Origin of the sequence: Curtobacterium sp. ISL-83, from assembly GCF_018613895.1 — a bacterium.
Taxonomy (GTDB): Bacteria; Actinomycetota; Actinomycetes; order Actinomycetales; family Microbacteriaceae; genus Curtobacterium.
This window is the reverse complement of the sequence record NZ_JAGGPH010000025.1, coordinates 1-11,363: the sequence shown is the minus strand read 5'-3', so window position 1 is coordinate 11,363 and position 11,363 is coordinate 1. Positions and strand designations below refer to the sequence as shown.

Annotated in this window: 11 protein-coding genes; 3 read left to right on the top strand and 8 right to left on the bottom strand. The window is 67.0% G+C overall.

Translation table 11 applies throughout. The features are described from left to right. Positions 1-796 precede the first annotated feature (796 nt). The 3 genes from J7E22_RS16825 to J7E22_RS16815 form a co-directional block, all read right to left on the bottom strand. Positions 797-1,132 carry a hypothetical protein gene (locus J7E22_RS16825; protein WP_214982993.1) on the bottom strand — a complete coding sequence of 112 codons (336 nt, stop codon included), beginning with the start codon at positions 1,130-1,132 and terminating at the stop codon, positions 797-799. A 74-nt stretch (positions 1,133-1,206) separates the two neighbouring features. Next, positions 1,207-1,596, bottom strand: a complete 390-nt coding sequence (locus J7E22_RS16820; protein WP_214982992.1) for a hypothetical protein — start codon at positions 1,594-1,596, stop codon at positions 1,207-1,209. 123 nt (positions 1,597-1,719) lie between these two features. Then, complete coding sequence (locus J7E22_RS16815) at positions 1,720-2,253, bottom strand: hypothetical protein (RefSeq protein ID WP_214982991.1); 534 nt, start codon at positions 2,251-2,253, stop codon at positions 1,720-1,722. Positions 2,254-2,494: 241 nt separating this feature from the next. On the opposite strand from J7E22_RS16815, the gene J7E22_RS16810 reads away from it, so the two are divergent. From J7E22_RS16810 to J7E22_RS16800, 3 genes are all read left to right on the top strand, one after another. Continuing rightward, the gene (locus J7E22_RS16810) at positions 2,495-3,982 is read left to right on the top strand and encodes a site-specific integrase (RefSeq protein ID WP_214982990.1); all 1,488 of its coding nucleotides are present in this window, start codon (positions 2,495-2,497) and stop codon (positions 3,980-3,982) included. After that, a complete protein-coding gene (locus J7E22_RS16805; protein WP_214982989.1) occupies positions 3,982-4,938 on the top strand; it encodes a hypothetical protein in 957 nt (318 codons plus the stop codon). The genes J7E22_RS16810 and J7E22_RS16805 overlap by 1 nt, the downstream gene beginning before the upstream one ends. Positions 4,939-5,268: 330 nt before the next feature. Continuing rightward, entirely contained in the window at positions 5,269-5,982 is a 714-nt protein-coding gene (locus J7E22_RS16800; protein WP_214982988.1) for an EamA family transporter, read from the top strand. 379 nt (positions 5,983-6,361) lie between these two features. On the opposite strand, the gene J7E22_RS16795 is transcribed toward J7E22_RS16800, so the two are convergent. The 5 genes from J7E22_RS16795 to J7E22_RS16775 all read right to left on the bottom strand — a co-directional run bounded on the left by J7E22_RS16795 (position 6,362) and on the right by J7E22_RS16775 (position 11,085). Beyond that, the gene (locus J7E22_RS16795; protein WP_214982987.1) at positions 6,362-7,099 is read right to left on the bottom strand and encodes a metallophosphoesterase; all 738 of its coding nucleotides are present in this window, start codon (positions 7,097-7,099) and stop codon (positions 6,362-6,364) included. Positions 7,100-7,230: 131 nt separating this feature from the next. Then, on the bottom strand, positions 7,231-8,181 hold the full coding sequence (locus tag J7E22_RS16790) for a DJ-1/PfpI family protein (RefSeq protein WP_308159293.1): 951 nt from the start codon (positions 8,179-8,181) through the stop codon (positions 7,231-7,233). After that, positions 8,178-9,377 carry an MFS transporter gene (locus tag J7E22_RS16785; RefSeq protein ID WP_214982986.1) on the bottom strand — a complete coding sequence of 400 codons (1,200 nt, stop codon included), beginning with the start codon at positions 9,375-9,377 and terminating at the stop codon, positions 8,178-8,180. The genes J7E22_RS16790 and J7E22_RS16785 overlap by 4 nt, the downstream gene beginning before the upstream one ends. After that, positions 9,374-10,144, bottom strand: coding sequence for a class I SAM-dependent methyltransferase (locus J7E22_RS16780; protein ID WP_214982985.1), 771 nt, complete (start codon positions 10,142-10,144; stop codon positions 9,374-9,376). Before J7E22_RS16780 ends, J7E22_RS16785 begins: the two co-directional genes overlap by 4 nt. Before the next feature lie 227 nt (positions 10,145-10,371). Continuing rightward, on the bottom strand, positions 10,372-11,085 hold the full coding sequence (locus J7E22_RS16775) for a DJ-1/PfpI family protein (protein WP_214982984.1): 714 nt from the start codon (positions 11,083-11,085) through the stop codon (positions 10,372-10,374). Positions 11,086-11,363 lie beyond the last annotated feature (278 nt).

Sequence of the window (11,363 nt, the reverse complement as noted above, 5' to 3'; positions counted from 1 at the left end):
GTCGCGCGGAACCGGCTGGGCCCCACCGTCAGTACTGCGCAGGCCGCTCCGACGCGAGGTGACTCATCCGGCGCGAGTAGAGTCCCTTCGCGCGACAAGAATCCCTCCGGATTCGGGCGCGAGAAGAATCCCTTCGCTGCTCGGGGCGGTTTTGCCGCTCAGAGCCCTCGTCGGGCCTTCGCGTGCAGACCGGACGCTTCCTACCGGGGTTCGGCGGCGAGAAGGGGCGCACAGCGCCTCTGAGAGCGCGTTGCAGACGTTCGCCGACGTCGTAGACGTCGAATGTCTGTGCTCCCTGCAGGGTTGGACTCGGCCATGTTTTCGCGCGAGCTCGCCTCTGTGGTTACGTTGGTACGAACCAGTTTCTACAGGTTGATCTACAGGGTTAACTACATGCGGAGTTAGCAACAGCCCGGTGGTTCGGCTTGCTGGTGCCGATGCAGGGCTATCAGATGAGGCTGCGGTCGCGACAAGAGTCCCGCAGAGCGCGAGCAGAGTCCCGTGAAAGCGCGAGGAGAGTCCCGTTCGGGGCGTCGCAGCACGCCCGCAACGGTGGGGACTCTTGTCGCGGCCGTCCAATAGGGCCTCACCCTGTGGATAACTAGCCTTTTCCGGCGTTCCGGGGGCTTCTTGTCGCGCCCCAGCGTGGGAGTCTGCATCGGTGCGATGACGGCGGTCCAGACGGGGGACTCTTGTCGCGGCGCGTCGTCGCGCGTCTCGGCACGCGACAGCGTCGCCTGCGAGCGCCCCAAGGGGAGAAGGCCCGGCCGGCCAAGCGGACCGTTGCCGAGGTCCGCTATCGCCGGCCTCGCTGGCGTCCCGTGGGCTGCGTGGCGTGCTTCGCAGTCGGCGGCGCGGCACGCTTCGACGTTGGGGGAGCAGGCATGTCCGTGATGGTGCGGATCTGGTGCTGGACGATGTAGGTTTTGTCCAGGTTGCCGAAGCCGCGCTCGAGGACTTCGACGAACCGTTCGGCGCCCACACGGCGGAATTCCCGCTGTTCGGTGGCGGTCGCGGCGCGGAGGTCAGCGTAGGCGACCTGCATCGGGGCGGCACCGACGCTTTCGCGGAGGCGGAGGTGCTTACTCTTCCCCGGGTCGGTGAGCGCGATGATGGGCGGCGACGTCGTCATGCTGTTCCTATGCGCGGACCGGGCACCTACGCGGCGGTGGGGGAGTGGGCGTCGCTACCCGGTCCGCTGCGGCGTCAGACCTCGTTGCGGGCGTTGCGCTTGTTCCAGTTCGCGAGGCGCCGCTCGTACCGGCGGTACTTCCGGCGGTAGATGCCGGTGTCCCAGATGAACACGGTCAGGCCGGACACGAGTGCAGCAGCGGCGAACGCGATGATGAGCAGCGTTGCGCGGAGGCCGAACACGGGGTAGGCGAGGAACCCGACGATGAGCCAGATGAGTGCGGGGCCGACGGGCCGAGCGAAATCTGGCGGTACCGGCTTCTTCGGCTTCCGTGCGACCTTCCTCTTTCCTTCCGCGGGAACTGCGATGCTCTCGGTTCGCTCTGCCGGTTCGATGGGAGTGGGCTCGAGCTCGGTGGGGTCCGGTGCGATGGCTTCCGGGGCGGGGTTGGTTTCTGCGGTCATACATGTCACATATGCGGCGGACGTAACGGCCAGCGACGACTTCCCCGTCGTCGTACGACGGAACGCCTCGCACTGCTGAGGAGAGCAGCGGTGCGAGGCGTTCGAGGTAGGGGGAGTGGTGAGTCAGAGTTCTCCGCGGATGTTCCGCCAGCGGCGGGCCTGTTCTTCGGTGATGCCCCAGTACACCTGGGGTTCGGCGCCGAGGTCGCGGCCGCTGGCGTTCGCGAGCGGCCACATCGCCTCGCCGGCGTAAGAGCCGCGCTCCCACATGGGCAAGCCGGTGTAGTTGGCGCGGAGGTGGGCGGTGAGCTTCCGGCACGCGTCGCGCCACTCGTTGACGGTGAGGTCCGTGTTCTCGGCAATCTCGCTGGTGGAGAACCGCTGCCCGGGGTGTTTGGCGCAGAAGTCCATGGCGATGGTCCACCGCTGGGTGGTGATGGAGGCGCCTTCGGCGAGCTGGGCGAGGGAGCGCTCCGGCCACGGCTCGATTTCGTTGAGCGCTGCCTGCCAGGCGGTGTTGCCGAGGAGGTTCTCCTTCGAGATGTCCTCGGGGCTCGGCCACGGACGCTCCCCTCGAGCCTTCTGCTTCCGGACGATGAGGTCCGACACCTCATTGCGGTCGTCCTCGGGTACTGGCATGAAGGTCCACTTGGTCATCGTTGCGTCCTCACATCAGGTTCTGCACTACTACGCTTCGTGCTGCATCCCACTATCGCATAATCGGAACAATGGGGCAACAACGGATTCGTAACAGTCCAGACGAGCGCGACGCGAACGCGGCCCGCGAATGCGCTCAGAAGAACACCGGCGGCCCTGCGGGCGCAGGCGAACGCACCCACGCTCAACGCAAGCCGGCCCGGGAAGTTGGTCCTCCTTCGTCCCGGCGGGGTTTTTCTGGTTGAAGGTCGGAATGGTGGCGGGCGTTGGTGTTAGCGGACGGTCGCTTCAGAGTGGCGACGTACCGTTCTGCACAATAGATGTTTTCCTGAACGGTGAATCGCGGATCGTCGGCTGGCGCTACTCCGATGCGCTGCCTGGTGCGGATGTGCGGACCCGAACGGCTTCACGAAACACCGGCAGTTCTGCGCCGGACCTCGATGGGGCGTGCGAGCATGACGCCATGAGCAGCGGCGTGGTGGCGTTTGAGCCAGGGGAGGGCGATGAATGGTCGCTTGAGGACTCCGCCGCGGCGCAGTGGGCACCGGCGGAAGCCGCGCAGGTACCGGCGGAGGCCGCACTGGCAACGGCAGCGCAAGCGGCGGTGTTGCCAGCAGGTGTCACGGCGGCACGGCTCGGCCGGATTCGGCTGCTGCAGGCGGAAGCCATCTCCGAGGGCACCCGGCGCATGTACCAACGTGAGTGGGGCCGGTTCGTCGCGTTCTGCACCGACGTTGGCGCGGACTCTCTGCCGGCGCACCCGCTGACGGTCGCGGCGTACTTCGAAGCGGCCGCGGCCGACGGGCAGGACGACGCCGGCACGCCGTACGCATCGAACACCTTCAACGGCTGGCTCGCAGCCATCGACAAATGGCACGAACTCGCCGGCTACGACAAGCCATCGAAGAGCGCGGAGGTGGCGACGACGATGGCGGGTCTCCGGCGGACGAACGGCGGGGAGCTCCGCCGGATGCCGGCGCTGCTCCTCGAGGAACTCCGGGCCCTGGTCGGCACGATCGACATGCGGACGTTCCCCCGCGGCGTGCACGGGGTCCGGGACACTGCCCTCATCCTGATGGGATTCGCTGGGGCGTTCCGCCGCTCCGAACTCGCAGCACTGAACATCGGCGACGTCACCCTGCACGAAACCGACGGCCTGCATGTCCGGGTTCGCCGGTCGAAAACCGACCAGCACGCCCGCGGCCGCACGAAAGCGCTCCCGTACGGTGCAGTGCCCGCAACGTGCCCGGTGTGCGCGTTCACCCGGTGGATCCTGCTCACCGAAGCGCTCTCGTCCGCGCGGCCGCGGATGGCGGCGATGAAGCTGCTGGCGACATTCACCACCGATGAGCACGTCTGCGCCCGCGGCCACACCGACGACAACCCGGTGGACTGGTCCGACCCACTGCCAGCGTGGCGGCGGCTGCCGAAACGAATGCCCCTGTTCCGCCCCATCTCCACCGCCGGGAAAATATTCCGCGACAGCCCCATCAGCGGTCAGGTCGTGCAGGACGCCATCGTCCGCCACGCCTTGAACGCGGGCCTCGACGCGAAACACTACGGCGGGCACTCCCTCCGCGCCGGCTTCGTCACCTCGGCGCTCAAGAAGGGCCTCAGCCCGCACCAGATCATGCGACAGTCCTGGCACACGACGGAGCGGATGATCGAGGTCTACGGCCGGGAAGACACCCCACTCGATAACAACGCCGTCACCGAAATCGGCCTCTGATGGTCGCCGCGACCCTGGAACGGCACTGGTCCCTGTTCGAGGACTGGTGCGACGCGTTCGAGAAGCCGAAGGAACCCACCACCCCGGACACCCTCGTCGAGTTCCTGCAAGCGTTCCCCGCGGGGGTCACGACGAACACACTCCGCGTCCGCGCAGTTCGCCTGCACCATCAGGAAGCTGGTGTCCCCCTCGACCTCGACGGGCTCCGCGAAGCGGTCGGCGGCCTCAACGTCAGCATCCCCACGCCGACGTCCCTGGTCCGGCTCGGCGAGGAGTACGTCTCCCCCGAAGCAGCCATCCAGCAGCTCCCGAAAGTCCGCCACGGCGCATCCGTAGCGCCCATCCTGCGGGCCCGACGGAACGCGTTCCTCATTGTCCTGTTCGCCCACCTCGGCCTCAACCGCAACGGTGTCCGGAACGTCACCGCGGCGGACATCACCCCCGTCCCGCTCACCATCGCCGGCACCCTGATACCCCGCGGCGACGACCCAGCATCCTGCTTCGCCTGCGCCGTCACCCGCTGGCTCCGCGTCGTCTGGCCCGCAGAACGTGGCAATCACGCCGCCATCCGCACGATCACCGACCCCAGAGCGCATTACGCCGACATTCACGACTGCGACGAAGGCCTCGATCACGACTGGCGCGCCGCCACAACGCTCCTGCCGGCCATTGACCAACACGGCTGGGTTGACTCCCACCAACCCATTTCCACCCGAACACTCTCCAACGTCGTCGGCCACCTGCAGCTCCCCACCGGATACCGCGAACAGCGGTGGACACCCACCGAACCGAAACCCACCAGGTTCGACGGACTGGAAGACGACGAGTTTGACCGGCAAATGGCCCAGTTCGACATCGACATCGCCCGTGCCCTCGCCCGAACGGCGGAACTCCTCGCAGACGCGCAACACACGTCAAACGAGGTGTGGGGGCTGCTCAATTCGAACGCGGGCTGAGTGCCGGCAGCAGCCCACCGGTGGACGTCGGCTCTGCGGCGCCTGCGCTTCACCGCCCGCAGAGCCTCCTACGATCCGAGCGCGAGCGGCTCCGCAACCGGCCCCTGCCGCGAGAAGTCCGAACGCTGCACCGGTTCCGAGGGGGGGAAGTGGGTCGCTCTATGACAGCAGGCGGATGGAGCGTGGGCATCGGTCGGTATCGTCGTGCAGGGCAACTGGCCGTCCTACTTGAAGGAGGGATAGCGCGTCCGCCATGCACCGTGGGTGACAGTTCTGAACGCCCGCTTCCCCGTTCCGTGCTGATTCCGTCGCCATGGAGGGTGTGACCGCGTGTTGGCTGTTGTTCTTTCACTGTTCTCCGCGAGTGCCTACGGGGTCAGCGACTTCGTAGGCGGTGTCGCCTCGCGGAAGGTCGAAGCGCTCCGCGTCGTCCTCGTCTCCTATCCGGTGTCCGCTGTGGTCATCGCTGCCGCTGCGCTGTTCGCAGGTGGAACGCCAACTCCGAACGCGATCGTGTGGGGCACTGCCTCGGGCGTTGTGATGGCCCTCGCGATGTTGTGGTTCTACCAGGCGCTCTCGGACGGGCCGATGAGCATCGTGTCCCCGACGACCGCGATCATCGTCGCCGCTCTACCAGCAGCCGTAGGGATCATCGGAGGCGAGCGGCCGCCGGTGATTGCGTACGTGGGAATCGCGCTCGCACTCGTCGCTGTCGTGCTGGTGAGCCGCGAGTCGAAAACGCGCGGGGCTCTGCAACAGGAACGGAGGTTCACGGCCCGTGTTGCCTGGCTGACCGTCGGTGCCGGCACGTTCTTCGCGCTGAGCTTCGTGTTCACGCACCAGATCACGCCGGGAACAGGTCTCTGGCCGCTCGTCGCGGCGAGGGCTGTCGCTTCCTGCGAGATCGTGGTCATCGCGGCCGCTCGAAAGCAGGCAACACTGCCGCCGTTCCGACTCGGCCGACTCGCGGTCAGCATCGGACTGCTCGACGTGGTTGCCAACCTGACGATGCTCTGCTCTATGCCTTCCAAAACGGTCTGCTGACCATCATCAGCGTCATCATCGCGCTCTACCCGGCCGCGACTGTCGGCCTCGCGGTCGTGGTCCTCAAGGAACGCGTCGTTGCACATCAATTAGCTGGCATGGGACTCGCGCTGGCATCCGTCGCGATGATCGCCATCGCCGGCTGACTAACTGTTGTGGGTCCGACGTTGAAAACGCCGGTGCGGGACCATAAAGCGGGCCCGTTGTCGGCAGGATTGGAGTGCTACCCAACCGTCCCTAACCGCACGGACCCGCTCCGTGTCCCACCGTAACGCTCCGTTGTCTGTCGAGGGCCGCCGCCGGCTGATCGCCCGCTGCCGCACCCCCGCGCCAGGGCTCACGACGAAAGGCAGCGCTTTCAGGGCCAGGACCACCAGGGTCACAACGCCGACGGGCTCAGGTAATGAAAGACGGTGCTGGTGGTCGAGCCGCGGATCGTATGGATCGCAAGGCCGGGCATGGCTTCGGGGTCCGCGATCGGGTCGGTCTTACTTCCGAGGCGCATGGTCGACACGATGCCGGGGGCTCCGAGGAGGGGAACTCCGGCATACGTAGTGGCGAGGGCGCTGTGCACGTGCCCGGTGAGGATGCCGATGACGTTCTCGTGCGTGTGGACGAGGTCTGCGAGGTCCTCCGCGTTGGTGAGGCCGAAACGATCCATGACTTCGTGACCGACAGCGACAGGTGGATGATGAAGGGCGAGCACGACCGGTCCCTGAGCGCTGGCGAGCTGTTCACGCGCGTGCTCCAGGGCCGCGTCGCCGAGTTCCCCCTCGTCGTTTTCGTCGATGTGCGAGTCCAGACCGATCAGCCGCAGCCCGGGCACGTCCACAGTCGTGTTCAAGGACGCCAGCCGTCCCTTGTTGTCCAGCGCGGCCAGGAAGGGTGCCGTCAGATCGTGGTTGCCCGGGACAGTCAAGACCGGAACGTCGCCAGGAAGCGTGTCAAAGAACTGCTCGTACTCGGCCGCCTCACCGTGGTCCGCGATGTCACCGCTCACCAGGACGACGTCAACCTGGGGAAGGTCGGCAACCTGCGCCAGGACGGCGTGCAGGCGATGCAACCTTTGTGGGGATCCGTCGAGATGCGGGTCGCTGAGATGCGCGATAAAGGTCAAGATTCCCCCTCGAGCTGGTGAGCACAGGCATCCCAGCATTGCAGACGGCCACGGGCCGACGGCCGGTTTCCCGCGAGACGAGTACCGAGACGATCATCTCGGTGGGAGGATCGGCGATCGAGATGACCGTGTCACTCCTTGAACGCGGTTCGGTACGCGGTTGGGGAGGTGCCGACGATGCTGCCGAAGTGACGTCGGAGGTTCGCGTCGGAGCGAAGTCCCGTGGCGTCTGCGATCTGGGTCATGGAGAGGTCGGTTCGTTCGAGGAGTTCCCGAGCGCGGTCTATCCGCGCGCGGAGCGCCCACTGCATCGGTGTGATACCGGTGTCTGCTGCGAACCGACGGGAGAACGTGCGTCCGGATACGTTCGCTTGGCGGGCGAGGGCGGCGAGCGAGAGGTCGGCGGCGAGGTGGTCGACTGCCCATGCGCGGCTGGCAGCGAAGACGTCGCCGAGGGGTTCGGGGATGCTTCGGGGGACGTACTGCGCTTGGCCGCCGCTTCGATAAGGGGCGCTGACGAGACGGCGCGCGACGTGGTTCGCGAGGGCGACCCCGTGGTCGCGGCGGATCAGGTGGAGGCAGAGGTCGAGGCCGCTGGCGGCACCGGCGCTCGTGAGCACGTCCCCGGCGTCGACGAACAGCACGTGCTCGTCGACGTCGACCTGCGGGTACTGGTCGCGGAGCACGTGTGTGTAGTGCCAGTGCGTTGTCGCGCGCCGCCCATCGAGTAGACCGGCTGCTGCGAGGGTGAACGCCCCGGTCGAGATGGCAGCGATCCGGACTCCGCGTTCGAGCGCTGCTCGCAGGGCGTCAACGATCGCTGGCGGTGTGGCGACGTCTGCTGGGTTGCGGTAGCCGGGGACGAGGATCGTGTCGGCCCAGGTGAGGGTGTTGAGGTCGTGGCTGACGGCGTAGGCGAGTCCGTTCCAGCCGTCGACGGTGCCGGCATGCTCTGCGCAGACGCGGACTTCGTAGGGTATGCTCGGGCGCTTTGCGAACACGTGTGCTGCAATCCCGACGTCGAGTGCTTTCGCGCCATCGAGGACGAGCACCGCTACTCGGTGGTCGCGATCGGTAGTCACGAGCCCGAACCTAGCGTGTGGTTTGGAGCACGCGACGTACCTCGAGCTACGTGGAGGGTCGCTGCGGTGATGAGCACCGCGAGCACGATCACCGCCGCGGCGACGTACACGGCTCGATACGGGGTGAGGGAGGAGCCGAGCGCGGCAATGACAAGGCCTGCGAGGACGGCGCCGGCGCGGCGGGTGTTCGTGAATAGTCCCGACGCGAGTCCGGGGCTCGGGAACACGTCCTGGAACACGGTCAGTCCGAGGCCGGCGACGGTGGCGAAGAACCAGGCGTTGAGGGGTTGCAGAGCGAGCAACTGCCACGGCTCGTGAATGAGCGCGGCGAGGCCGTAGTAGGCCACGCCGCAGGCCCAGCCGCCGGTGAGGAGGAGCCGAGCAGAACGGCGTTCCTGGAGACGTCCGAGGAGCAGCAGCGCCGGGATCTCGAGGAGGGCGGCAGCGCCGAGGATGATGCCGGCCCAGGCGATTGGGGCGCGCAGGTCGTGGCAGACGAACAGGGTCGCGATCGTGACGGTGGCGATGTTCGTCGACTGCAGGAGGGTGAACGCGGCGACGACACCCCACCGGTTCCACCCGCGCAGCTGCGCGAGCAGCCGCGGCCGGGCCGCCGCGACGTTGATGGGACTGGTGGTGCGGCGGCGGAGGAGCAGCAGTGCGGTGGCGACGTTGACCACTCCGATGCCGGCGAGGAGGGCAAGCGCTGCCGGTGTGCCGGCGGCGGCGGTGACGAGTGTCGCCAGGGGTGGGCCGATCACCCAGGCGAACGACACAATCGCGCGGGTGCGAATGACTTGGGCGGGCGGGGCGCCTTCATGGCGGAGCTGTGCGAACAGCAGTGTGGACCCGACCCCTGGCGGGCCGCCGAGGATGATCAGCGCGAGCACGACGACGGGCAACGACGTCGTGACGGCGAGCACTGCGACGAGTGCGATCCCGCCGAGAGCGCAGAACACGAGCGGGCGGATGTAGTCGCGGGTCCGGTCCGCAAGGGCCGGAATGACTAGAGACGCGACGAACGCGCCGATGTTGTAGAGACCGAGGACCCAGCCAACCTCGGTTGGTGTCGCGCCGTAGAAGGCCACGAGGAGAACGGCGAGGAGCGGGTTCAAGACCGCGAACTGCAGCGCCCAGAACCATGCCGCGACCGGCCACAGCACCTTCCCCCGCGCCTGCGCCGTGTCAGTCGTCACGGGTGACTCACGACCAAGCGCAACGACCCAACGAACGTGGGCTGGGAACGCAGACTCCCGTGCTGGGCGTCCCATGCTCCCGACTCAAGGTCAGCACGTAACGTCCGCTCGAAGCGGGCATCGACCCCTGGGCCGACGAAGCTCCAGGCGGAGTTCGCGCGCCGCGCGCCAGGGTCGAGGAGCGCTTCCGGTCGGCCGTAGTACGCCTCGCTGAAACCGTCGATGCACCCGAGCGGGATTGGCACCGTCTCGACCGAAACGGTTCCGCCGAGACCGTCTCGGAGAGCGTCAATCGGTGGGTACCTGCTTGCTTCCGTGGTGATGACCTCGGGTGCGTAGTCGTTGATCCAGGAGCGTGTCAGCGCCGCCGGGTCGCAGGTGAGGATCACGACCGGTCCGCGGGCCACTCGGCGAAGCTCCCGAAGCCCAGCCGGTAGGTCGCGCCACTGGTGGACTGTGAAGGAAGCCATCGCAGCGTCGAAGGCATCATCGTCGAACGGGAGGTCCTCGGCGGTTGCGTCGACCGCCGGAACTGACCCGGCGGGACGTTGCGCGCGCATGGTCGCGCTGGGCTCGACAGCAGTGACGTCCATGTCGTTCGGTTCGTAGGACCCGGCGCCGGCGCCGACGTTTACGAGTGTTCGGGCGTCGCCGAGCGCCGCTCGGATCGCGGCGGTGAACGCGGGCTCTGGACGTCGGTACTGCGCGTACCCGACTCCGATCACTCCGTAGTTCGCGTCGCCAGCGCTGCCGTCTTGGTCGCTCATCGGTGGACGCTCATCTGTCATGCCGCAAGCCAATCGCCGAGCCCGCGGGGTTCGCCAGCAGTATTCAGGACGACGGTCGTACAGATCGCGCCATCTCAATGGAGCAGCGAGCGCCGCAGATTCGTGTTTAAGAGCGGAACACCGCCGCAACAGTGATTGCCCTCTCGTGCGATAAGGCGCTCCGGTGTCGCTGCAGGTGGATGCAGCCCCCTACCTCGATCAGGCCCTCACAAGCCAGCCTCGCCGAACCGGGATTCGCGGTTGAGCTTCGCAGCCGCCCGCTCGATAGCGGGGCCGCGCCGGGTGCGGGCATCGGTCAGGGCACGGTGTACTTGCTCCTGGTCGGCTTCGGGTCGCGCCGGGGATCCGGCATCGAACGGGGGGTGTGGGTCGTACTCCATGGTGAGTTGCACGGCGCGCGCGGTTGCTTCGTCGTACACCTCCGCTGCCACCGTGAGCGCGAAGTCGATGCCGCTGGTGACACCACCGCCGGTGATGATGTTCCCGTCACGGACCACGCGTGCCTGCTCGGGGACTGCACCAAGGAGCGTGAGGAGCGGGTGCGAAGCCCAATGCGTGGTGGCTCGTTTACCGATGAGGAGGCCGGCTGCGCCGAGAATGAAAGCGCCCGTGCAGACACTGGTCACGTAGCGTGCGTTCGCTGCTTGTTTCCGAACGAAGTCCAACGCGACGGGGTCGTCCATCAGGTCGAAAGCACCCTGCCCGCCGGGCACCATCAGGACCGTCGCCTGGGGTGCATCAGCGAACGTGGTGGTGGGCAGGATCGCGAACCCGGAGTCGGTGGGGACCGGCTCGACCCGATGCCACGCCAGATCGATGGTCGCCCCGGGTAGCCGGGAAAAGAGCTGCACCGGACCCGTGAGGTCCAACTGCGTCACGTGGGGAAACAGCAGGGACACGAAGCTAACTGAGTGGGTCACGACCTCATTCTTGCCACAAAACGCTCTACCCGATGCTCCCGTGACCAGTGGCCTAGAAAACCTGGCTGTCGCCTGGAGAACGGCTTCGGTAGGCGGTCAGTGAGGCGCTTCCGAAGTGTGTCCCTGATGACGATCGGCGGTTTCAAGGGGTCGTTGCAACGGGTGGTTGTTTCGGGTCTGACAGTAGCTGTCCGAAGGCTTCTGCTGGGGTTCGGTAGCCGAGGGTCTTGCGTGGTCGTCCGTTGAGTTCGGTGGCGACTTCGAGGAGCCGTTCCGGG